25 protein-coding genes and 1 pseudogene are annotated in these 20,548 nt (G+C 62.8%); 18 read left to right on the forward strand and 8 right to left on the reverse strand.

Translation table 11 applies throughout. The annotated features are described in order from the left end of the window. The first annotated feature begins 26 nt into the window (after positions 1–26). From AMK02_RS04930 to plsY, 6 genes and pseudogenes are all read left to right on the forward strand, one after another. Positions 27–977, forward strand: a complete 951-nt coding sequence (locus tag AMK02_RS04930; protein WP_064805937.1) for a heme o synthase — start codon at positions 27–29, stop codon at positions 975–977. Beyond that, positions 977–1,117: a hypothetical protein gene (locus tag AMK02_RS31620; RefSeq protein ID WP_004672998.1), complete on the forward strand. Its 141-nt coding sequence runs from the start codon at positions 977–979 to the stop codon at positions 1,115–1,117. Before AMK02_RS04930 ends, AMK02_RS31620 begins: the two co-directional genes overlap by 1 nt. Further along, a complete protein-coding gene (locus AMK02_RS04935; protein WP_064800922.1) occupies positions 1,114–1,722 on the forward strand; it encodes a cytochrome c oxidase assembly protein in 609 nt (202 codons plus the stop codon). Before AMK02_RS31620 ends, AMK02_RS04935 begins: the two co-directional genes overlap by 4 nt. A 60-nt stretch (positions 1,723–1,782) precedes the next feature. After that, positions 1,783–2,661, forward strand: coding sequence for a cytochrome c oxidase subunit 3 (locus tag AMK02_RS04940; RefSeq protein WP_064800923.1), 879 nt, complete (start codon positions 1,783–1,785; stop codon positions 2,659–2,661). 88 nt (positions 2,662–2,749) lie between these two features. After that, positions 2,750–3,064 (forward strand): annotated as a pseudogene (locus tag AMK02_RS04945) (HIT family protein); the annotation flags it as partial. A gap of 32 nt (positions 3,065–3,096) precedes the next feature. Further along, the gene (gene plsY / locus AMK02_RS04950) at positions 3,097–3,783 is read left to right on the forward strand and encodes a glycerol-3-phosphate 1-O-acyltransferase PlsY (RefSeq protein ID WP_064800924.1); all 687 of its coding nucleotides are present in this window, start codon (positions 3,097–3,099) and stop codon (positions 3,781–3,783) included. A 335-nt stretch (positions 3,784–4,118) separates the two neighbouring features. On the opposite strand, the gene AMK02_RS04955 is transcribed toward plsY, so the two are convergent. After that, complete coding sequence (locus AMK02_RS04955) at positions 4,119–4,760, reverse strand: chloramphenicol phosphotransferase CPT family protein (RefSeq protein ID WP_064800925.1); 642 nt, start codon at positions 4,758–4,760, stop codon at positions 4,119–4,121. Positions 4,761–4,898: 138 nt separating this feature from the next. Here AMK02_RS04955 and AMK02_RS04960 point away from each other — a divergent pair, with 138 nt between their 5' ends. The 6 genes from AMK02_RS04960 (at position 4,899) to AMK02_RS04985 (ending at position 8,889) form a co-directional block, all read left to right on the forward strand. Then, complete coding sequence (locus AMK02_RS04960; protein WP_064800926.1) at positions 4,899–5,279, forward strand: DUF983 domain-containing protein; 381 nt, start codon at positions 4,899–4,901, stop codon at positions 5,277–5,279. Beyond that, a complete protein-coding gene (locus AMK02_RS04965) occupies positions 5,272–6,027 on the forward strand; it encodes an SURF1 family protein (protein ID WP_064800927.1) in 756 nt (251 codons plus the stop codon). Before AMK02_RS04960 ends, AMK02_RS04965 begins: the two co-directional genes overlap by 8 nt. 76 nt (positions 6,028–6,103) lie before the next feature. Next, positions 6,104–7,105, forward strand: a complete 1,002-nt coding sequence (gene ispH, locus AMK02_RS04970; RefSeq protein ID WP_064800928.1) for a 4-hydroxy-3-methylbut-2-enyl diphosphate reductase — start codon at positions 6,104–6,106, stop codon at positions 7,103–7,105. A 61-nt stretch (positions 7,106–7,166) separates the two neighbouring features. Further along, positions 7,167–8,132, forward strand: a complete 966-nt coding sequence (locus AMK02_RS04975) for a homoserine kinase (RefSeq protein ID WP_064800929.1) — start codon at positions 7,167–7,169, stop codon at positions 8,130–8,132. Beyond that, complete coding sequence (gene rnhA / locus AMK02_RS04980; RefSeq protein ID WP_064800930.1) at positions 8,129–8,584, forward strand: ribonuclease HI; 456 nt, start codon at positions 8,129–8,131, stop codon at positions 8,582–8,584. Before AMK02_RS04975 ends, rnhA begins: the two co-directional genes overlap by 4 nt. A 71-nt stretch (positions 8,585–8,655) precedes the next feature. Continuing rightward, positions 8,656–8,889, forward strand: coding sequence for a hypothetical protein (locus tag AMK02_RS04985; RefSeq protein ID WP_145924214.1), 234 nt, complete (start codon positions 8,656–8,658; stop codon positions 8,887–8,889). Between the two features lie 354 nt (positions 8,890–9,243). Here AMK02_RS04985 and AMK02_RS04990 read toward each other — a convergent pair whose 3' ends face one another. The 3 genes from AMK02_RS04990 to AMK02_RS05000 all read right to left on the reverse strand — a co-directional run bounded on the left by AMK02_RS04990 (position 9,244) and on the right by AMK02_RS05000 (position 11,321). Further along, positions 9,244–10,314: a zinc-binding metallopeptidase family protein gene (locus AMK02_RS04990; protein ID WP_064800932.1), complete on the reverse strand. Its 1,071-nt coding sequence runs from the start codon at positions 10,312–10,314 to the stop codon at positions 9,244–9,246. Between the two features lie 90 nt (positions 10,315–10,404). After that, complete coding sequence (locus AMK02_RS04995) at positions 10,405–10,596, reverse strand: CsbD family protein (protein ID WP_064800933.1); 192 nt, start codon at positions 10,594–10,596, stop codon at positions 10,405–10,407. A gap of 119 nt (positions 10,597–10,715) precedes the next feature. Beyond that, positions 10,716–11,321, reverse strand: a complete 606-nt coding sequence (locus AMK02_RS05000; protein WP_064800934.1) for a YqgE/AlgH family protein — start codon at positions 11,319–11,321, stop codon at positions 10,716–10,718. Positions 11,322–11,462: 141 nt separating this feature from the next. On the opposite strand from AMK02_RS05000, the gene AMK02_RS05005 reads away from it, so the two are divergent. From AMK02_RS05005 to AMK02_RS05030, 6 genes are all read left to right on the forward strand, one after another. Then, a complete protein-coding gene (locus tag AMK02_RS05005; RefSeq protein WP_189636994.1) occupies positions 11,463–12,302 on the forward strand; it encodes a protein-disulfide reductase DsbD domain-containing protein in 840 nt (279 codons plus the stop codon). Between the two features lie 91 nt (positions 12,303–12,393). Beyond that, on the forward strand, positions 12,394–12,879 hold the full coding sequence (locus AMK02_RS05010; protein ID WP_064800935.1) for a peroxiredoxin: 486 nt from the start codon (positions 12,394–12,396) through the stop codon (positions 12,877–12,879). A 500-nt stretch (positions 12,880–13,379) separates the two neighbouring features. Continuing rightward, positions 13,380–13,508, forward strand: a complete 129-nt coding sequence (locus AMK02_RS32455) for a hypothetical protein (RefSeq protein WP_257784647.1) — start codon at positions 13,380–13,382, stop codon at positions 13,506–13,508. Beyond that, the gene (locus AMK02_RS05020; RefSeq protein ID WP_064800937.1) at positions 13,505–14,254 is read left to right on the forward strand and encodes a metal ABC transporter ATP-binding protein; all 750 of its coding nucleotides are present in this window, start codon (positions 13,505–13,507) and stop codon (positions 14,252–14,254) included. Before AMK02_RS32455 ends, AMK02_RS05020 begins: the two co-directional genes overlap by 4 nt. Further along, positions 14,251–15,123, forward strand: coding sequence for a metal ABC transporter permease (locus tag AMK02_RS05025; RefSeq protein ID WP_064800938.1), 873 nt, complete (start codon positions 14,251–14,253; stop codon positions 15,121–15,123). Before AMK02_RS05020 ends, AMK02_RS05025 begins: the two co-directional genes overlap by 4 nt. Positions 15,124–15,139: 16 nt before the next feature. Then, positions 15,140–16,042 (forward strand): metal ABC transporter substrate-binding protein, encoded by a 903-nt coding sequence (locus tag AMK02_RS05030; RefSeq protein WP_064800939.1) that lies wholly within the window; start codon positions 15,140–15,142, stop codon positions 16,040–16,042. A gap of 31 nt (positions 16,043–16,073) precedes the next feature. On the opposite strand, the gene AMK02_RS05035 is transcribed toward AMK02_RS05030, so the two are convergent. The 4 genes from AMK02_RS05035 to AMK02_RS05050 form a co-directional block, all read right to left on the reverse strand. Beyond that, a complete protein-coding gene (locus AMK02_RS05035; RefSeq protein ID WP_064800940.1) occupies positions 16,074–16,382 on the reverse strand; it encodes a Dabb family protein in 309 nt (102 codons plus the stop codon). Between the two features lie 95 nt (positions 16,383–16,477). Further along, positions 16,478–16,897 (reverse strand): hypothetical protein, encoded by a 420-nt coding sequence (locus AMK02_RS05040; protein ID WP_064800941.1) that lies wholly within the window; start codon positions 16,895–16,897, stop codon positions 16,478–16,480. Positions 16,898–17,016: 119 nt separating this feature from the next. Continuing rightward, positions 17,017–19,929, reverse strand: coding sequence for a sensor domain-containing phosphodiesterase (locus tag AMK02_RS05045; RefSeq protein WP_064800942.1), 2,913 nt, complete (start codon positions 19,927–19,929; stop codon positions 17,017–17,019). Beyond that, entirely contained in the window at positions 19,926–20,540 is a 615-nt protein-coding gene (locus AMK02_RS05050; protein WP_011424324.1) for a GNAT family N-acetyltransferase, read from the reverse strand. Before AMK02_RS05050 ends, AMK02_RS05045 begins: the two co-directional genes overlap by 4 nt. Between the last annotated feature and the right edge of the window lie 8 nt (positions 20,541–20,548).

Consider the following 20,548-nt stretch of genomic DNA (forward strand, 5'->3'; position numbering starts at 1 on the left):
GGCGTAAGGAAATTCAGGACGGAATGATGACGGTTATCGACAATCACGAGGCGCTTGCAGAGGACGGCGAAATGTCGGAAGCGAGCGCGCGCGATTATTTCGAGCTCTTGAAGCCACGGGTCATGTCGCTCGTGGTCTTCACCGCCTTTGCCGGTCTCGTGCTGGCCCCGGGCCACATCAATCCCGTCCTCGGCCTGATCGCCATCCTTTGCATTGCCGTCGGCGCCGGCGCCTCGGGCGCGCTGAACATGTGGTACGACGCGGATATCGACGCCGTCATGAGCCGCACGGCCAAGCGCCCGATCCCGGCCGGCCGCGTCGCCCCATCGGAGGCGCTCGCCTTCGGCCTGGTGCTGTCGGGCTTTTCGGTTGTCATTCTCGGCCTTGCCGTCAACTGGCTCTCGGCCGGCATCCTTGCCTTCACCATCTTCTTTTACGCCGTCATCTACACCATGTGGCTGAAGCGCTCGACGCCGCAGAACATCGTTATCGGCGGTGCCGCCGGCGCCTTCCCGCCGATGATCGGCTGGGCTTGCGTGACGAATTCGGTGACGATCGAGAGCACCGTTCTCTTCCTGATCATCTTCCTGTGGACGCCGGCGCATTTCTGGGCGCTTGCCCTGTTCAAGATGCGCGATTACGAGGCCGTCGGCGTGCCGATGCTGCCGAACGTCGCCGGCGAGCGGGTGACCAAGCATCAGATCGTCGCCTATGCGGTGCTGACCGCCGTCTGCGCGGTGCTGCCGTCTTTCCTCGGTTTTGCGAGCTTCGGCTACGGCCTCATCGCCGCCGCCCTCGGTGCGATCTTCATCTACTGTTCCATCGCCGTCTGGCGCATGCCCGACGGCGATCTGAAAATGATCCCCGCAAAGAAGCTCTTTGCCTTCTCGATCTTCTATCTCTTCGCCGTATTTTCAGCCCTGATGATCGACCGGCTGGCTTCGGTCTTGGTTTCGCACGCTGGAGGTTGGTTCTGATGGATCTGGTCAAGCTCACCGAAAAGCAGATGAAGTCGCGCCGCAATCGCAATATCGCCCTCGGGCTGGTGCTGGCCGGCCTGGTCGTCCTCTTCTACGCGATCACGATCGTCAAGATCGGCGGGGGAATGGCCGGATGAGCGAGAAAGCTGCCGCACCCAGGAAGCAAGGCCGCAACAACGGCGCCGTCGTGTTGATGTGCCTGAGCTTCGTCTTCGGCATGGGCGCGATGAGCTATGCCGCCGTGCCGCTCTACCGCATCTTCTGCCAGGTGACCGGCTATAACGGCACGACACAGCGCGTCGAGCAGATGTCGAGCGTCGTCCTCGACCGCAAGATGCGCGTCACCTTCGACGCCAACGTCGCCCCTGGCCTGCAGTGGAATTTCAAACCGGTCGAGCGCGAGGTCAATCCGAAGATCGGCGAAACCATCCAGGTCAATTTCGTCGCTGAGAACCGGTCGAACGAGACCCAGCGCGGCCAGGCGGTGTTCAACGTCACGCCGGGCGAAGCGGGCGCCTATTTCAACAAGGTTCAGTGCTTTTGCTTTACGGAAACGGACCTGAAGCCGGGCGAGAAGCTGGAAATGCCGGTCGTATTCTATATCGACCCTGAAATCGTCAAGGCGGTGGAATCGAAGGATATCCACACGGTGACGCTGTCATATACGTTCTACCCGAAAGAGGGTCCGAAGCCTCTCGCTTCGAATGAGGGTGGAGCGGTGAAGATTGAAAAGAAACTTTGATCAAGGCTCGTTTCCGGCTATGCCGGGAGCGAAGTGAGGAAGACATCCGGGGATAGCCACATGGCCGATGCGCATCAGAAGAACCACGACTACCACATCATCGATCCGAGCCCGTGGCCGATTCTCGCCTCGCTCGGCGCCTTCATCATGGCGATCGGCGGCGTCTGCTATATGCGTTATCTGAACGGCGGCTCCTTCAAGCTCGCCGGCGCCGAACTCGCCAATCCCTGGCTCTTCTTTATCGGCCTCGTGCTGGTTCTCTATGTGATGTACGGATGGTGGGCCGATACGGTGAAGGAAGCCCATGAGGGCTCTCACACCCGCGTCGTTTCGCTGCACCTGCGTTACGGCATGATCATGTTCATCGCTTCGGAAGTGATGTTCTTCGTCGCCTGGTTCTGGGCCTATTTCGACGCCAGCCTGTTTCCGAACGAGGCGATCCAGGCCTCGCGCATGGCCTATACCGGCGGCGTCTGGCCGCCGAAGGGCATCGAAGTCCTCGATCCCTGGCACCTGCCGATCTACAACACCGTCATCCTGCTGCTGTCCGGCACGACGGTGACCTGGGCGCACCATGCGCTGCTGCACAATGACCGCAAGGGCCTCGTTCAGGGCCTGACGCTGACCGTGCTGCTCGGCATCCTGTTCTCCAGCGTGCAGGCCTACGAATATGCCCACGCTCCGTTCGACTTCAAGAATTCGATCTACGGCGCGACCTTCTTCATGGCGACCGGCTTCCACGGTTTCCACGTCCTCGTCGGCACGATCTTCCTGCTCGTCTGCCTGCTGCGCGCGCTGCGCGGCGATTTCACCCCGAAGCAGCATTTCGGCTTCGAGGCAGCCGCCTGGTACTGGCACTTCGTCGACGTCGTCTGGCTGTTCCTGTTCTTCTGCATCTACGTCTGGGGCGGCTGGGGCGCTCCGGTCGCCGCAGGCTGATCGGGACGGAATAAATGCAAAAGGCGGGCTCGGTGCCCGCCTTTTTTGTTGACGATTTCGCGCTTTGCCTCGCCAGCTTCCTCATACTCCGTCATTGACCCGAGCATCCACGCGGAAACTGAACGCGGGGCGCGTCTACATCGGCCGGTATGGCCATTCCCCCGGTTATCCGATCCATTTCCACGTGATCCCGATCTATGAGTGGGTGGAGGAGTTGTTCTGGAAAGACAGCCGATATCGCATCCTCCAGAGTTTTGCCGACGGACCGGGAGAGACCCCGACGGATGGCGCCGAACTGACCCTGTTCGTCTGGCGCGAATTCTGCGAGCGCGCGGAGCCGCCGCCGGTTCAAGGCCGGTCCGTCTCGGAGACCATTGAATTATTGCGAAGGGCGATGCGATGATACACTGACAGGTCGAGCATCGAGGAGGCTCCATGGTTTTTTGGGCAGCGAGCTTGTTTGGATTGGCGATCGGCTACCTCATCGGTTCCACGCCCACGGGCTATCTTGCCGGGAAACTGCTTGTAGGCATCGATATTCGCGACCATGGCTCCGGATCCACCGGCGCAACGAACGTCTTGCGAACCCTGGGGAAATGGCCTGCGTCGGCGGTGCTTCTGGTGGATGTGCTGAAAGGCGCCGGAGCGATCCTGTTTGCCCGCTGGTTCTATCCGTGGATCCATAGATCGTTGTACGACATGCCGCCGGCAGCACTTGATCTGCACGCCTGGCTGCACTGGGCCGTTTGCCTGGCCGGACTTGCCGCATTGCTCGGTCATAGCCGTTCGATCTGGCTGAATTTTAAAGGCGGCAAATCCGTCGCTACGGGGCTCGGCCTGTTGCTCGCAATATCCTGGCCGGTCGGTCTTGGCGCCCTTGCGGTTTTTGGCGTCGTGCTCGCCATCTTCAGGATTGTTTCCCTCGGGTCGATCCTGGCGGCTTTGACTGCAATCGCTCTCATCTGCAGCCTCGAGCAGCCCTTGCCCTATCGGTTGCTGGTGATTTCAGGCGGTGCTTATGTGATCATACGTCATCGCGCCAACATTCAGCGGCTGCTGTCAGGGATGGAGCCGCGCCTGGGGCAAAACAGCGCTGAATCGAAAACGGCGTCCCAAAGTTAGAGCGGCGGCGTGGGCCGTCTGCTGTGTCCGTTGCGCGGCCACAACCGACTGAGTGGAGGGACGGAACGGAAAGGTCGCGGCAAATCTCTTCTCCCCAGCGGGGAGAAGGTGCCGGCAGGCGGATGAGGGGGCTACACGGCACCGCGCCCGCAACCGCCTATCCCACTAAAGCGACATGGGCGAGACAATGCTGGCGCGGTCGAACTTCCGAAACATTTGGAAAGACCTGTTTCTGCGGCCCCCTCATCCGCCCTACGGTACCTTCTCCCCGCTGGGGAGAAGGGGAGTCGTCAAGCCGCGGCATGCCTTTGCCCATTTGGGCCGCGCCGCTTTTCTCACCGCCCGCCGGCGATCCGTTCGAAGGCAGAGGGTGTGGGAATGCCGAGATCCAATTGGTGGCGGATCGCTTCGGCGCATTCGAGTGCAGTCAGCACCGAGGTATCGACCTCCATGTCGTAGATGCCGGGGCGATGAACCTCGTCCTGCCAGCGCTGCACCGGTTCGGGGACCGGCATCTCTTCGGAGGCTCTTGCATAGAGTGTCTCGCGCCCTTCTTGCTTGATCTCGCGCCGCTGCATGATCGTCTCGATCGGACAGCGCACGCCGACGAACAGCACGGAGAAACCCTGCAGGCGCCGGGCGCAATCGGGAAGAATGCCGAGCGGCTGCGAGTAGCTGTCGTGATGGCCGAGATCTGCCACCACATTGAGCCCCAATCCGGCATGGATGGCGATCGATTCGTAAAGGGCTGCGTAGAGGAACGGCACGAGTTCCTCGAGATCCGGGCGCTCGCCGCCCGGCCTCAGGCCGATGCCGGGCAGGTAGCGTTTTGGTGTCATATCGTTATAGCCGTCGACGCCGAGGTTGATCCACGGCCCCTCGAATTCGTCCTGGATTGCACGCGCAATGCTGGATTTGCCGCTTCTCGGCGCGCCGTTCAGGATGATGATCTGTCCGGCATGGCTGTCATTGGTCATCAGTCTTCTTCTTCTGTTTGGCGCGAATCGCTCATCAGAACCGCGCAGGCATTTCCATTCGGGATGCGAATACTTTATGGGAGAGTTAAGGCAGCATCGAAAAGGCCGCGGCCGCAAGTGGCCGCGTAAAGGAACATCATGAGCGAGGACAGCGCGCAATTTCCACCCCTCGATCCGGTGAAAACCGGTTTCAAAGGCTGCTGCCCGCGCTGCGGCCAGGGCAAACTGTTCGATGGTCTGCTCGGCCTGAAGCCGCGCTGCGCCTCCTGCGGCCTGGATTATTCCTTTGCCGATTCCGGTGATGGCCCGGCCGTCTTCGTCATCCTCATCGTCGGCTTCATCGTCATCGGCATGGTGCTGTGGCTGCAGGTCAATTACGGGCCGCCGATCTGGGTGCATATCCTCATTTTCGGGCCGCTGACGATCATCCTGTCGCTTCTGACACTGCGCTGGTTCAAGGGCATCCTGATCGCCATGCAGTACCGCCATAATGCCCGCGAAGGACGTCTGAGTGACTGACGTCGATCATGCCGTGGCGCGCCGCCGGCTGCCTGTTATAACCGGCATTCTGGTGCTGATCGCCCTTGCCATCCTGGTTTCGCTCGGCACCTGGCAACTGCAGCGCCTCCACTGGAAGCAAGGCCTGCTCGCCGATATAGCCGCGCGCCAGGCTGCCGCGCCAGTGCCGCTCGCCGATATCGAGGTAATGGCCGCGTCCGGCGGCGACATCGAATACCGCAAGGTCACCGCCACCGGCCGCTATATCAACAATAAGGAGCGGCATTTCTTCGCCACCTGGCACGGCCAGACCGGCTTTTATATTTACACCCCCCTCGAGCTTGCCGACGGGCGCATCCTCTTCGTCAATCGCGGCTTCGTTCCCTATGAGAACAAGGAGCCGGAAATGCGCATGCAGGGCCAGCTGACCGATCAGCAGACGGTCACCGGGCTCGCGCGCGCCAAACTTGCCGGCAAGCCGTCCTGGCTGGTGCCCGACAATGACGTCGCCAAGAACATCTTCTACTGGAAAGACCTCGACGTCATGGCCGAGAGCGTCGGCTTGGAGAAGGCGCGCGTCATCCCGTTCTTCGTCGATGCCGATTCCACCCCCAACCCGGCCGGCCTGCCGATCGGCGGCGTCACCCAGGTGGATCTGCCGAACGATCATCTGCAATATGCCCTGACCTGGTACGGGCTTGCCGCCGTCCTCGTCGTTGTGGTGGCGATCTCCTGGTTCCGAAAATCCGGCAAGGCGCCTCGGCAATAGTATCGCTTCAATTCCCGGCCATATTGGGCTAGAGGTCCCTTACTCCCACGCTGGACGGAATTTTGACGGAACGGACATGACTATTGCGGCGAAACCTCCCTTGACGATCAGGCTCTGCGGTCCGCGCGGTTTCTGCGCCGGCGTCGACCGCGCCATCCAGATCGTCGTGCTGGCGCTCAAATCCTATGGCGCGCCGGTCTATGTGCGCCACGAGATCGTCCACAATCGTTATGTCGTCGAAGGGCTGGAGGCCAAGGGCGCGGTCTTCGTCGAGGAGCTGGACGAGATCCCCGCCGAGCATCGCGCCCAGCCGGTGGTCTTCTCCGCTCACGGCGTGCCGAAATCGGTGCCGGAGGATGCGGCAAGCCGCAACCTCTTCTATCTCGACGCCACCTGTCCGCTCGTGTCCAAGGTCCACAAGCAGGCGATGCGCCACAATCGCCTCGGCCGCCATGTCGTCCTCATCGGCCATGCCGGCCACCCGGAAGTGATCGGCACGATGGGGCAATTGCCGGAAGGTTCGGTTTCGCTGATCGAGACGATCGAGGATGCCGATGCCTACGCCCCCGCCGATCCCGACAATCTCGGTTATGTCACTCAGACGACGCTGTCGGTCGATGATACAGCCGGCGTCATCGCCCGCCTGCAGGAGCGATTTCCGAACCTGACCGCGCCGGCGGCGGATTCGATCTGTTATGCGACGACCAACCGCCAGGAAGTGGTGAAGCAGGCGGCCCCGGGCTGCGATCTCTTCATCATCGTCGGTGCGCCGAATTCGTCCAATTCCAAGCGTCTCGTCGAAGTGGCGCTGAGGGCAGGGGCGAAGAAATCGATCCTGGTGCAGCGCGCCGCCGAGCTCGACTGGGAGGAGATCGGCGCGATTTCGACGCTCGGCCTTTCCGCTGGCGCCTCGGCGCCGGAGGTGATCGTCAACGAGATCATCGAGGCTTTCCGCGCCCGCTTCGATGCCCGCGTCGAGCTGGCCGAGACGGTGCAGGAAACCGAAAACTTCCTGGTCAATCGCGAATTGCGCAGCATCGAGCTGACGGCGGCCGACATGGCCTTCGTCAACGGCTAGACCGCCATCGCGCCCGGGTCATCCACCATCCACCATCCATCATCCAGAGACGAGACCTCCCTTGGCAGTCTACACCGATATCGCCGAAGACGATCTGAAATGGTTCCTGACGGAATATGATGCAGGCACGCTGCTCTCCTATAAGGGTATCGCCGAAGGCGTCGAAAATTCGAATTTCCTGCTGCATACCTCCAAGGCGCCGCTGATCCTGACGCTTTATGAGAAGCGTGTGGAAAAGAGCGACCTGCCTTTCTTCCTCGGCCTCATGCAGCATCTCTCGGCCCGCGGCCTTTCCTGCCCGCTGCCGCTGCCGCGCCGCGACGGCGCCTTGCTCGGCTCGCTCTCCGGCCGGCCGGCGGCGCTGATTTCCTTCCTCGAAGGCATGTGGCTGAGAAAGCCGGAGGCGAAGCATTGCCGTGAGGTCGGCAAGGCGCTCGCCGAAATGCATGTGGCTGGCGAAGATTTCGAGCTGAAACGTCCGAACGCGCTGTCGCTCGACGGCTGGCGGGGGCTCTGGGAGAAATCCGAGGCGCGTGCCGATGAGGTCGAACCCGGCCTGCAGGGCGAGATCCGCAACGAACTCGATTTTCTCGCCGCCGCCTGGCCGAAGAGCCTGCCGTCCGGCGTCATCCATGCCGACCTTTTCCCCGACAACGTCTTCTTCCTGGGCGATCAGCTCTCCGGCCTGATCGATTTCTATTTCGCCTGCAACGACCTGCTTGCCTATGACGTCTCGATCTGCCTGAACGCCTGGTGCTTCGAGAAGGATGGCGCCTATAACATCACCAAGGGCATGGCGATGCTCGAGGGTTATCAGAGCGTCAGGCCGTTGAGCGAGACGGAGATCGCCGCCCTGCCGTTGCTCGCGCGCGGCTCGGCGCTGCGCTTCTTCCTGACCCGGCTCTATGACTGGCTGACGACGCCGGAAGGCGCGATGGTCACCAAGAAGGACCCGCTCGAATATCTGCGCAAGCTGCGCTTCCACCGCCAGATCGGCTCGGCCGCCGAATACGGATTGAGCCGATGAAACACGTCGATATCTTCACCGACGGCGCATGCTCCGGCAATCCCGGTCCGGGCGGCTGGGGCGCGGTGTTGCGGTATGGTGAGGTCGAAAAAGAGCTTTTCGGCGGCGAGGCGGAGACGACCAACAACCGCATGGAGTTGATGGCCGCGATCTCGGCGCTGCAGGCGCTGAAGAGCCCTTGCGAGGTCGATCTCTATACCGACAGCGCCTACGTCAAGGACGGTATATCCAAGTGGATCTTCGGCTGGAAAAAGAACGGCTGGAAGACATCGGACAAGAAGCCGGTGAAGAACGCCGAGCTCTGGCAGGCGCTGGAAGAAGCCCGCAACCGCCACAAGGTGACGCTGCACTGGGTCAAGGGCCACGCCGGCCACCCGGAAAACGAACGCGCCGATGAACTTGCGCGCCGGGGCATGGAGCCGTTCAAGAAGGGCAAGGCGGTTTCGTTTTAGGTGTATGACGGCTGCCCCTCACCAACTACCGCATATTGCAGGCCGAGACCGTTTTCGTTCGGGAGGCAAGAGTGTCATCATCTATTCCAACGACAGTCGAATTGAGCTCAACGATCGATCATATGGAGGACGTCTATCGTCGTCACGGAGAAGCCGGCGCTCTTTTCGATGCCTATGAGAAGCTGTGTCAGCGTTTCGAACGGGATTTGGCGGACGAGCGCGATGTGTTGCTCAGCAAAGGGGCAGCGCTGATGATGATCAAATATTGGCTCGAAGAGACAGGGTCAGATTCTGTGCGCGGTTGAAGGAGGGACGGTTTACGCGTTCATCCTGCGGCCCGCGATGCGGAAGGCCGATAATAGGCGGATTGCGTCTCCTTGTGCTCCCTCGAACTTGCACGGGTGAAAGATGATGCGGCGTTGCACGAGCCCCTTCTCCCCAGCGGGGAAAGATGCCGGCAGGCAGATGAGGGGGGGGGGAGCGGCTGAGCCGCGAATGCGCTGAGCGCAAGCGAAGGGCAATGAATGGTGTGCCGTACGGCCCCCTCATCCGACCCTTCGGGCCACCAACCGGGGTCGAGCCGCGGGTCTCGCCCCGTCCTTCGGGCCCCCGCTGGGGAGAAGAGGGAGCAAGCAGCGACGTTCGGTATTCTCACCCACCTATTGCCGCACCGCCGCCCCCTGGATCAGCCGATGCAGATATTCGAGCTTGGCCACGACAGGCGAGGAGAGCACGAAGGGGTAGGAATCCGGCTGGCCCATGCTGCGCTGGATGGCGTTGATCGCGATGCTGAGCGGCACCCAGGCGCTGACGAGCTGCTCGGCGCTCTTCGCCCTGTAGGGAAGGAAATCGACCTCGCCTGCTATTTCCTCATGGCCGCGCGGATCGATGGCGATGCCGAAGGCGCGGGCCGTCTCCAGTGTGTCGACGATATGGAGGTAATGCGCAAAGCATTCGGCGAAATCCTCCCAGGGGTGCGATGCGGCATAGGCGCTGATGAAATGATCCTGCCATCCCAAAGGCGGGCCGTCGGCATAGTGTCTTTGCAGGGCGGCCGCATAATCCTGCCGTTCGTCGCCGAAGACGGCGCGGAATTCAGCAAGGCCGTCGCGGTCGCGCACCAGCTTGTTCCAGATGAAATGGCCGGTCTCGTGGCGGAAATGGCCGAGCAGCGTGCGATAGGGCTCGTTCATCGAGCTGCGCGCCTGTTCGCGCGTAGCGTCGTCGGCTTCGGCGGCGCGGATGGTGATCAGGCCTTCCTCGTGGCCGGTCATAGCAGGCACGACATTGCCGTTGCCCTGCAGGGAATCTTCGAGGAAATCGAAGACCAGGCCGCCTTGCGGATCTTGGCCGCGATCGGGATGCGGCAGCTTCCAGCGCAAGAGCGAATAGAACAGATGACGCTGCGCCTGGCCGATGCGCCGCCAGCGGTCGATGCCGTCCTGCGTGTCGGTATTCGGAACCAGCCGGTTGTGGCGGCAGGCGGTGCAGAATTCACTGTCGCTCTCGCCCTCCACCAGCCAATTGCAGATGTCGAGGCCTGAATTGGCGCAGAAGCGCACGTGCCGGTCGGGATCGGAAACGAGCTGCCAGACCATCTCGTCGCGCGGCTCCAGTGCGTGCATGGCGAGGTCGCCCGGGAGGAAACCGAGCCGGTGATTGCAACGCACGCAGTGACGATTGTCGAAGTGGACGACCTGGTCGCAATTGTCGCAGGCAAAGAGTTTCATCGTACTGATCTCTGCAAGGCAGGGGCGGATTAAAAATGCCCGCTGCGCGCGTGCGCAGCAGGCGTGGTTCGGGAGGGCTGAGCTGGTGGTTCAGAGCCGGTCGACGGCGCCTTTGAGCTTGTCCTTGACCTTGCCTGTTGCGACCTGTCCCTTGCCCTTGGCTTCCTGGACGTCGCCCTCGGCCTGCATGTCGCGATTGCCCGTGGCCTTGCCGGCGGCCTGCTTGGTCTTGCCGGCAATTTCGTTTGCCTTGCCTGAAATCTTGTCGCTGGTGCTACCCATCTGTGATGTCTCCATGCTCGGCGTCGGACCTCTCGTCCGCGCGGGAAGGGAACGTCACTCGCGCCTATTCGTTCCCGCGACCGCCAGGCGAGCCGCGACCGTCAGGCGAGCCGCGACCGTCAGGCGTGGCCGGCTTCGGCCGAGAGCATGGCGGCGTTGATGCCCATGCCGGCGAGCGCCCGCTCGTATTTGTCGTCGAGGCTGCGATCGAAGATCAGTTCCTCATTGGCCGGGCAGGTGAGCCAGCCATTGTTGGCGACCTCGTTTTCGAGCTGGCCGGCCGCCCAGGAGGAGTAGCCGAGCAGCATGGTCGCACGCTTCGGCCCGGCGCCTTTGGAGATGGCGCGCACGATGTCGAGCGTCGCCGTCAGGCAGATGTCGTCGCTGACCGGGATCGAGGAGTCGCTGGCATAATCGTCCGAATGCAGCACGAAGCCGCGGCCGCTTTCCACCGGGCCGCCGGTCTGGATCGGGAAGTCACGCGCCCGCTGCGGCAGCACGATCGGTTCCTCCTGCTTGATCATGTCGAGATGCAGGAGCACGTCGGTGAAGGTCAGGCTCTGCGGCCGGTTGATGACGAAGCCCATGGCACCGGCATCCGAATGCGCGCAGATGTAAATCACCGTGCGCGCAAAATTGCGGTCTTCCATGCCCGGCATGGCGATGAGGAACTGGCCATCGAAGAAGCCACGTTCCCGTCTGTTCTTCAGCGTAGATAAGGACATCGTTCCTCCTGCTGCCAGACCGCATCAAGGCCCCGACAAGAGAAAGATGGGCCAATGTCACCAATCAATCAACTGAAAATGAGGATTATATGGCCGTCCGCTTCTGGCGGCCAAACCGGACTTTCGATAAACCTTTGTTCCATGATGATTATTTCTTTGGCACCGCGCCGGCTTTTGATGGCGGCCATTTCGCTGGCCGCAGCCTTCGCCCCCTTTTGTTCCGCTAGGGCGGAAATGAGCGCCTGGGCCGAGGCCGAGGGCGGCCGTATGCGCCTCGTGGCGCTGGCGCCCGATGCCGGCGGCAAAATCCGCGCCGCCCTGCAGATCGAACCGAAACCCGGCTGGATCACCTATTGGCGCGAGCCCGGTAACAGCGGCATTCCGCCTCAAGTCACCATCGCGGCCGGGAGCGGCGTCACGCTTGATAGCATCGCCTATCCGGTTCCGAAGCACTTCTTCAACGGCGCCATCGAGGATATCGCCTATGACGCGCCGGTGACGCTGCCGCTGTCGCTGACGGCATCCGGCAAAGCCCCGGTTACGATCGATGCGACGGCCTTCATCGGCATCTGCAGGGATATCTGCGTTCCCTTCCAGGCAAATCTCTCGGTGACGCTCGGCCCTGCCATCCAGTCGCATCCGGAGGAGGAGGCGATCCTTGCCGCCGCCGATGCGGCGCTGCCGAAGCCGCCGTCGGACGATTTCAAGCTCACGGCGCACGCGATCGCGCCGGACAGGAAGACACTGTCGCTGACGCTCACCCTGCCGGGCGCGGGAAAGAGCGCCCCCGATATCATCGTCACCGGCCCGGGCGGCTATGCCTTCACCAAGCAGATCGGCGGCAAACGCGACGGCGCCACCTTCAAGACCGATATGGCAATCGGCAAGCTGCCTAAGGATTACGACATATCAGGCAAGCGCTGGGGCGTGCTTGTTATCGATGGCGACAGGGCGATGGAGACCACGCTTGCCTTTGACTGACCGGCACTTATAGTCGCCTGCGATCTTCTCGCGGCGCCCGCCAAGCCGGCCCCCGGCATCTGCCGCAAAACCTGGACAAAGGAGAAAACCCATGACCATCGCGATTGGCGACAAGCTTCCGGCCGCCACCTTCAAGGAAAAGACCGCCGACGGCCCTGTCGAAATCAGCACCGATCAGCTCTTCGCCGGCAAGCGCGTCGTGCTCTTCGCCGTGCCGGGCGCTTTCACGCCCACCTGCTCGTTGAATCATCTGCCGGGTTATCTCGAAAACCGCGACACCATCCTCGGCAAGGGCGTTGACGACATCGCCGTTCTCGCCGTCAACGACTGGCACGTCATGGGCGCCTGGGCACAATCCTCCGGCGGTATGGGCAAGATCCACTTCCTCGCCGACTGGGACGCCGGCTTCACCAAGGCCGTCGGCCTCGAAGCCGACCTCTCCGCCGGCGGCCTCGGCCTGCGCTCCAAGCGCTATTCGATGCTGGTGGAAGACGGCGTCGTGAAAGCCTTGAACGTCGAGGAAAGCCCCGGCCAGGCGACGGTCTCGGGTGCTGCGGCGATGCTGGAACTGCTTTGAGTTTTCGATAGGACGGCAGCGCCGGCTGGTCTGGCCAGCAACGTTGCCCCCAACCTCCGTCATCCCAGGCCTTGAGCCTGGGATCCACGGTCGCAGTCGGCGAGGCCGGCATGGGTCCTCGGGTCAAGCCCGAGGACGACGGAGGGTGGGGTAAGCTCTGTGGCAAATCCAGCGATGGTGACGCAATAGCCGCTGCGTTGCGCCTCCTGCCAATGGCCCTCCTCAATCTCCGTCATTCCAGGCCTTGAGCCTGGAATCCATGGCCACCGCCGACGAGGCCCGGGGTGGGATGAAGCTCCGTGGCAAATCCAGCGATGGTGATGCAATAGCAGCGGCGTTGCGCCTCTGGCCAATGCCTCTCCTCAAACTCCGTCATCCCAGGTCTTGAGCCTGGAACCCACCACCGATCATCCTGCGACACGAAAGCCGGCCCTCTCGCCTCAATCTCGCCGCAATCGTTATAACATAACGGTAATGTTATTACATTGTCAGGATGAGCCATGCACCCGAGCCCCGATCGCCCCTCCGTCAGCCTGCTGGGACAATCGGCCTTCTCAAGGGTGATCGGCATCTCGGTGATCATAGCCGGGCTGTGGCTTACCATTCACTGGGCGGTTCTGCTGCCATGACGCCGTTGATCCGTCTCGACGATCTCACCATCGCCTATGACCGTCACCCGGCCGTCCATCATGTCTCCGGCGTCTTTGCGCCCGGCAGCCTGACGGCGATTGCCGGGCCGAACGGGGCGGGCAAGTCGACGCTGCTGAAGGCGATCATGGGGGAGCTTCGCCCGGCCGAAGGCAGGGTCGAGCACCGCCTGGGACGGGCGGAATTCGGTTATCTCCCGCAGGCGGCAGAGATCGATCGGCGCTTTCCGATCTCGGTCATCGACACCGTCATGCTCGGCGCCTGGAAGGCGAGCGGAGCCTTCGGCCGCGTGGCACCCGCCGATGTGAAACGGGCGGGCGAGGCGCTTGCCGCCGTCGGCCTCGACGGTTTCGGCAGACGCCATGTCGGATCGCTATCGGCCGGCCAGTTCCAGCGCGTGCTCTTTGCCCGCCTGCTCCTGCAGGATGCCGGCGTCATCCTGCTCGATGAGCCGTTCACGGCAATCGATGCCCGCACGACCAAAGATCTCCTCGATATCGTCGCTCGCTGGCACGGCGAGGGCCGCACCGTCATTGCCGTGCTGCATGATTTCGAGCTCGTCCGGACGCATTTCCCTCAGACGCTGCTGCTCGCCCGCGAGCTGGTGGGCTGGGGGCCGACGGCCGACGTCATGTCGTCCGCCAATCTCTTGAAGGCGCGCGCCATGGCCGAGCGCTGGGACGAGGATGCCGCGGCTTGCACCTCGCAAGAGGCGCCGGTGGCATGACGGTTTACGATCTCTTCCTCGCGCCCTTTGCCGATTTCGGCTTCATGCGCCGCGCTCTTGTCGCCTGCCTCTGCCTCGGGCTCGGTTCGGGACCGATCGGCGTCTTCCTGATGCTGCGGCGCATGAGCCTGATGGGCGATGCCATGAGCCATGCCGTGCTGCCGGGGGCGGCGATCGGTTATCTCCTCGCCGGCTCGCTGTCGTTGACGGCGATGGGCCTCGGCGGCCTTATCGCCGGCCTGTCGGTGGCGCTGCTGTCCGGCGCCGTCAGCCGCATGACCGTGCTGCGCGAGGATGCAAGCTTTGCCAGCTTCTATCTCGCCTCGCTGGCGCTCGGCGTGCTGATCGTCTCGCTGCGCGGCTCGAACATCGATCTCCTGCACGTGCTCTTCGGCACCATCCTGGCGATCGATGCGCCGGCGCTTTACCAGATCGGCGCCATCACCTCGCTGACGCTTGTCATCCTCGCCGCCATCTACCGGCCGCTGGTGGCCGAATGTTTCGATCCGGGTTTCTTGAGAGCCGTCGGCGGGCGCGGACCGGTCTATCACGTCCTCTTCCTGCTGCTCGTGGTGCTGAACCTCGTCGCCAGCTTCCAGGCGCTCGGCACGCTGATGGCGGTCGGCCTGATGATGCTGCCGGCCGCCGTCGCCCAGCTCTGGTCGCGCAGCCTGCCTGTCATGATGCTGATTGCGACCGCCAGTGCGGCCGCCTCCGGCTATCTCGGCCTGATCGCCTCCTACCATCTCGAACTCGCCTCCGGCCCGACGATCATCATGACGGCGGCGCTATTTTACGCCTTCTCAATCCTTTTCGCGCCTTCCGGCATTGCCCGGCGCTTCTTTCCCCGCCCGCATCTGAAGGGCTGATTTCAAGGAGACTTTGATGACATCGCGCAGACTGCTTCTCTCCGCCGCCGCACTTTCCGCGCTGACGGCGCTCTCGGCCGCGCCCGCTTCCGCCGAAACGCTGAAGGTGGTGGCGTCCTTCACCGTGCTTGCCGATGTCGTCAGGGAGGTCGGCGGCGACCATGTTCATGTCACGAGCCTCGTCGGTCCGAACGGCGACCCCCACGAATTCGAGCCGTCGCCGGCCGACGCGAAGAATTTGAAGGCGGCCGAAGTCACCTTCGTCAGCGGCGAAGGGCTGGAAGGCTGGATGGACCGGCTGATCACCGCCTCGGGCTACAAGGGCAAGCCGGTGACGGTCTCCGAAGGCATTAGCACCCGCACCATGGAAGAGGACGGCAAGACCATCACCGATCCGCACGTCTGGAACAGTCCTGTGAACGTCAAGGTCTGGGTCGCCAATATCGAAAAGGCGCTGTCATCAGCCGATCCCGCCGACGCCGCCGTCTTCAAGGCCAATGCCGAAAAATATACCCAGAAGCTGGATGAGCTGAACGCCTACGCCCATTCGAAATTCGATACGATCGCCGAGGACCGCCGCAAGGTGCTGACCAGCCACGACGCCTTCGGCTATTTCGGCCGCGAATACAAGGTGAGCTTCCTTGCGCCCCTCGGCCTCTCCACCGAGAGCGAAGCCTCGGCCGCCGATGTCGCCAAGCTGATCGAACAGATCAGGAGCGAGCACGTGAAGGCCTATTTCTTCGAAAATTCCAACGATCCGCGCCTGGTCAAGCAGGTCGCCAAGGCAACGGGTGCGGAACCCGGCGGCGAGCTCTATGTCGAATCACTTTCCGACGCCAAGGGACCGGCGCCGACCTATGAGAAGATGTTCCGCTACAATGTCGACCAGCTCGCCGCCGCCATGGCGAAATCGAGCTGAAGATTGAGGGGCGGGTCTATCCCGGCCCGCCTCAAATATTGAGATCGAAGACCAGGATGCCGGCGAGGCCTCCGTCCGTTGAGGAGACGATGCGCTCGCCGACTGCCACATGTTCTGGATGGATGAGATAGGCATCCCGCGCTTCGGGGCTTTCGAAGGTGACGGCAAAGCCGTCGACGAAGCCGCCGTGCAGTCCCTCGGGAGAAACATTCGGCCCGTATTTGATATCAACGATGCCGGGAATGACCTGTTTCAGGGCGGCGATCGCGGCAAACAGCGCCTGCTTGTCGTCGGTCGTCAGCGCGGTCTTCAGCCGCAGAAACACGCAGTGCAGGATCATCAGTGTCCTCCCGATTGTCGTTGCCGGCAGAATAGCGGCGAACGCCGGGAGGGCAATCAGATTTATCGCCGGCCTGATCTGGATGGCCGGAGAGCTTATATCTGGTCGCCTGCTACAGGCGCGCGATTGTAGAGCTTGCGGACGAGCTCGCCGGACAAGGCGCGGGCTTCGTCCTTCTGCGCCGGCGTCATCGGCTGGCAGCTGTTTCTGAGATTGGAGCGGTCGAGCACCGTCGCCGCACCCGAATCGGCGATGACGAGGTACCAGCTGCAGGACGCAACCCTGTCGATGGCGACGGCGCCGTGGCAGCCGGAATACAGGCAGAAGGCCACGGTCTGTTGGGCGACGTGATCGCCCTTCTGCGCCAGCGCCAGCGATCTCTTGAACTCCGCCGTCCATCGCTCGCAATGGGGCTTGCCGGGCACACAGGCCTTGGTGGCGGGATAGAGGTCGGTCGCCTGAACCGGCGAGACGAACAGGGCGCCGACCGAAAGGGCGAGCAGAAATTTGAGCATCGAATTGTCCTTATGCGATAGGAAAGAGGCGCATATCGCCGGTCGTTGGTCAATCACCATTCATGGGGGAGAGGCGCGCCGCGCAGGCGGGAAAACCGGTCAGCTCGGTCGCCCCTCGTTCAGGCCCGTTTCGTCAGCGGAAACCGGTCGCGCAGCAGCCGCAGCACCGATTCCGACGGGATCGGCGGCCCGAACAGATAGCTCTGTCCGTAGCTGCAGCCCATCTTGGCGAGCTCGATCGCATCCTCGTTGGATTCGATGCCTTCGGCCACCACCTTCATCTCCAGCTCGCGCGCCATTGCTATGACCGAGCGGAGCACGGTCGCCTTCTTGTCGCTGCCGTCGCGCACCAGCGCCTTGTCGAGCTTGATCGTGTCGAAGGGGAAGCGGGTGAGATAGGCAAGCGACGAATAGCCGGTGCCGAAATCGTCGAGCGCCAGGCCAATGCCGGCCTCCTTGAGCTTCTGCAGCACGAGTCGGGCCTGTTCCGGATTTTCCATCACCATGGATTCCGTCAGTTCCAGCTTCAGCCGCGAGGGCGTGCAATGGGTCTTGGCGAGAACCGAACGCACGTCGTCATAAAGCTCGTTGTTGAGCAGTTGCACGCTCGACAGGTTGATCGACACGAAGATCGGCAATTCGCCGGTCTGGGTCTGCCAGCTCATCAGATCGTTGGTTGCCTGTTCCAGCGCGAACATGCCAAGCGGGCCGATGAGATCGGAGGCCTCGGCGATCGGAATGAATTCCGACGGCGGGATATTGCCGCGCTTGGGATGCTCCCAGCGCATCAGCGCCTCGAAGCCGGCGATCTCGACATCCTCCAGCCGGGCGATCGGCTGGTAGACCATCGACAATTCGCGGCGCTCGATGGCGCGGCGCAGATCGGTTTCGAGCTGCAGCCGGTCGGTGCCGAAATCGCGGAAGGCCGGCTGGAACGGTTCGACGCGGTTGCCGCCGGCCCGTTTCGCCCGGTACATGGCAAGCTCGGCGTCGCTGAGCAGACCGCTGGCGCTCTCCTGCCGGTCCACCCAGGAAGCGAGCCCGATCGACGCGGTCAGAATGATCTCGCGATTGGAGAAGTTGATCGGCACCATGATCGCCTTGCTGACCGCATCGGCGAAATCGGCGACCTTGGCCGGATTGTGCTCGGACACCAGGATCAAGCCGAACTGGTCGCCGGCCAGCCGCGCCAGCGTGTCCTGCGGCTTCATCAGCCGGCGCAGGCGCCGGGTCAGCGCGATGAGGATGTTGTCGCCGGCCGCAACGCCGAGCGCATCATTGACCAGCTTGTAGCGGTCGATGTCGATCACCATTACCGTCGGGCGCAGCGTGTCGCCGCCCGGCGCTAAGGCCAGCACTGCCTGCAGCCGGTCGAGGAAGACCTGCCGGTTCGGCAGGCCGGTCAGATTATCGTGCAGCGCATCATGCAGCAGCCGCTCGACGGAATTCTTCTGCTCGGTCACGTCGACGATCGTGCCGACGCAGCGGATGATCTCGCCGTTGGAGCCGAGCACCGGCCGGGCGCGGATCAACAGCCAGTGGAAATGCCCGTCCTCGGCGCGGATGCGGAATTCGTGATTGAGCCGGCCGCGCCGATGTTCGAGCAACACGTCGAGCGTGGCGCGGAAACGGTCGCGGTCATCAGGGTGCAGCCGCGGCAGCCAGTTGCGCGCCGCCCCATGCATGGTGCCGGGGGACAGGCCGAGCTTGACCGAGACGTCGGGGATGGTGACGACGCGGTCGCGCGCCACGTCCCAGTCCCACACCATGTCGCCGGAGCCGGTCAGTGCCAGCGACTGCCGCTCGAGGTCTGAAAACAGTCCCTGCTGGAAGGCGCCGCCGGCAAAGGCGTGCTGCATGACGGTAAAACCGATCAGCAGCACGATCAGCACCAGGCCGCCGCCGAGCGCCGGCTGGATGATATCGTTGTCGAGCCGCCCGGTGACCGTCAGCCACGCCCCGAACAGCCAGACGAGCGTCAGCGCCCAGGCGGGCACCAGCAGGATCGCGCGGTCGTAGCGGTTGAAGCCGAGATAGATGATCAGCAGCAGGCCGGTCGCCGCCGTCAGCGCGAAGGACAGCCTGGCGATGCCGGCGGCAATCGACGGATCGTAGATCGCCACGCCGAAGAGCAGGGCAAGGCCGAGCACCCAGGCGAGTGTGGCGTAACCGAGATGCGCATGCCAGCGGTTGAGGTTCAGATAGGTGAAGAGGAAGATGACGAAACTCGAGGCGAGCGCCACTTCCGCGCAGGCGCGCCATATTCGCTGGTCGGCCGAGGCGACGCTGATCAGCTTGCCGAGGAAGCCGAAGTCGACGCAGATATAGCCGAGCACCGCCCAGGCAAGTGCGGCGGTTGCCGGCAGCATCGACGTGCCCTTGACGACGAAGAGGATCGTCAGAAACACGGCGAGCAGGCCGGCAATGCCGAGCACGATGCCGCGATAGAGCGTGAAGGCGTTGATCGTATCCTTGTAGGCGTTCGGCTCCCAGAGATAGATCTGCGGCAGCTCTGGCGTCGACAGTTCGGCGACGAAGGTGATGACGGCGCCGGGGTTCAGCGTGATGCGGAAGACATCGGCCTCGTCGCTCGGCTGCCGGTCGAGCGCAAAACCTTCGCTCGGCGTGATCGCGCTGATGCGCTGCGAGCCGAGATCCGGCCAGAACAGCTTGGAATTGACCAGACGGAAATGCGGGGCGACGATAACGCGTTCGAGCTGTTCCTCGGAAACGTTGGCAAGCGCAAACACCGCCCAGTCGCCCTGGTGGTTTTCCGAACTCGCCCGGACCTCAATGCGGCGGCGGATGCCGTCGGCCCCGGCCGCCGTCGAAACCTGGAAGGCCTCGCCCTGGTTGGCGTAGATCTCGGTCGTCGCGGTGAGATCGAGCGCGGTATCGTCACGGGAAATCTTCACCGGCTCGGCCGCCCGGGCAAGACCCGCCGAAAGGGCGAAGACCGCCAGGAAAAGGGCTGCGATCACCGCGATCACTCGTCCGGACGGTGACTTGGGCAGCATGCTGTTTCTGGTCATCGGCTGTCGGTTTTCCTGCCTTTATCCGTATCGGTGGCGAGCCGTGAGAACATCACGTGGTCGTGCCACTGACCGTTGATCTTCAAATATCCGCGCAAATAGCCTTCCCGTTGAAACCCGGCCTTTTCAAGCAGACGCATGCTGCGCGCGTTATCTGGAATACAGGCTGCTTCAATACGGTGCAACTCAAGCCCGGAGAAGATGTAAGGAATAACCAACTGAAGCGCGGCATACATATGCCCCTGGCCGGCATGGCGTTCGCCCATCCAGTAGCCGATCATGCAGCTTTGTGCCGCACCCCGCCTGATATAGCCGATGGTGATGCCGCCGACGAGGGTACGGTTTTCCTTGAGGAAGATGAACAGCGGGATTGACTGTCCCGAGGCGTATTCCTGCTTGCCGCGGATAACGCGGGCGCGGTAGGCGCCCTCCGTCAGCTCGTCGCGCCGCCAGGTCGGCTCCCAGGGTTCGAGGAAATTGCGGCTTTCGGCGCGCAGCCGGTGCCACTGGTTGAAATCCTGGTAGCGCGGCAGGCGCAGGAGGTATTTCTCATTCTCCAGCTCCACCGCATCGGGCTGCCGCGACAGGAACCGAAACACCGATTTTGGCATCGATCACT

Source organism: Rhizobium sp. N731 (genome assembly GCF_001664145.1).
GTDB classification, from domain to species: Bacteria; Pseudomonadota; Alphaproteobacteria; order Rhizobiales; family Rhizobiaceae; genus Rhizobium; species Rhizobium esperanzae.

Bases quoted from the DNA above. Each gene is read 5' to 3' on its own strand.
- AMK02_RS04995 (WP_064800933.1), bottom strand. From the start codon at position 10,596: ATGGGTAGCACCAGCGACAAGATTTCAGGCAAGGCAAACGAAATTGCC.
- AMK02_RS04930 (WP_064805937.1), top strand. From the start codon at position 27: ATGACGGTTATCGACAATCACGAGGCGCTTGCAGAGGACGGCGAAATG.
- AMK02_RS05000 (WP_064800934.1), bottom strand. From the start codon at position 11,321: ATGTCCTTATCTACGCTGAAGAACAGACGGGAACGTGGCTTCTTCGAT.
- AMK02_RS04960 (WP_064800926.1), top strand. From the start codon at position 4,899: ATGAGCGAGGACAGCGCGCAATTTCCACCCCTCGATCCGGTGAAAACC.
- AMK02_RS05040 (WP_064800941.1), bottom strand. From the start codon at position 16,897: ATGCTCAAATTTCTGCTCGCCCTTTCGGTCGGCGCCCTGTTCGTCTCG.
- AMK02_RS05035 (WP_064800940.1), bottom strand. From the start codon at position 16,382: ATGATCCTGCACTGCGTGTTTCTGCGGCTGAAGACCGCGCTGACGACC.
- AMK02_RS04935 (WP_064800922.1), top strand. From the start codon at position 1,114: ATGAGCGAGAAAGCTGCCGCACCCAGGAAGCAAGGCCGCAACAACGGC.
- AMK02_RS05050 (WP_011424324.1), bottom strand. From the start codon at position 20,540: ATGCCAAAATCGGTGTTTCGGTTCCTGTCGCGGCAGCCCGATGCGGTG.
- AMK02_RS31620 (WP_004672998.1), top strand. From the start codon at position 977: ATGGATCTGGTCAAGCTCACCGAAAAGCAGATGAAGTCGCGCCGCAAT.
- AMK02_RS05030 (WP_064800939.1), top strand. From the start codon at position 15,140: ATGACATCGCGCAGACTGCTTCTCTCCGCCGCCGCACTTTCCGCGCTG.
- AMK02_RS32455 (WP_257784647.1), top strand. From the start codon at position 13,380: ATGCACCCGAGCCCCGATCGCCCCTCCGTCAGCCTGCTGGGACAATCG.
- rnhA (WP_064800930.1), top strand. From the start codon at position 8,129: ATGAAACACGTCGATATCTTCACCGACGGCGCATGCTCCGGCAATCCC.
- AMK02_RS05025 (WP_064800938.1), top strand. From the start codon at position 14,251: ATGACGGTTTACGATCTCTTCCTCGCGCCCTTTGCCGATTTCGGCTTC.
- AMK02_RS05010 (WP_064800935.1), top strand. From the start codon at position 12,394: ATGACCATCGCGATTGGCGACAAGCTTCCGGCCGCCACCTTCAAGGAA.
- AMK02_RS04990 (WP_064800932.1), bottom strand. From the start codon at position 10,314: ATGAAACTCTTTGCCTGCGACAATTGCGACCAGGTCGTCCACTTCGAC.
- AMK02_RS05045 (WP_064800942.1), bottom strand. From the start codon at position 19,929: ATGACCAGAAACAGCATGCTGCCCAAGTCACCGTCCGGACGAGTGATC.
- plsY (WP_064800924.1), top strand. From the start codon at position 3,097: ATGGTTTTTTGGGCAGCGAGCTTGTTTGGATTGGCGATCGGCTACCTC.
- ispH (WP_064800928.1), top strand. From the start codon at position 6,104: ATGACTATTGCGGCGAAACCTCCCTTGACGATCAGGCTCTGCGGTCCG.
- AMK02_RS04955 (WP_064800925.1), bottom strand. From the start codon at position 4,760: ATGACCAATGACAGCCATGCCGGACAGATCATCATCCTGAACGGCGCG.
- AMK02_RS05005 (WP_189636994.1), top strand. From the start codon at position 11,463: ATGATGATTATTTCTTTGGCACCGCGCCGGCTTTTGATGGCGGCCATT.
- AMK02_RS05020 (WP_064800937.1), top strand. From the start codon at position 13,505: ATGACGCCGTTGATCCGTCTCGACGATCTCACCATCGCCTATGACCGT.
- AMK02_RS04940 (WP_064800923.1), top strand. From the start codon at position 1,783: ATGGCCGATGCGCATCAGAAGAACCACGACTACCACATCATCGATCCG.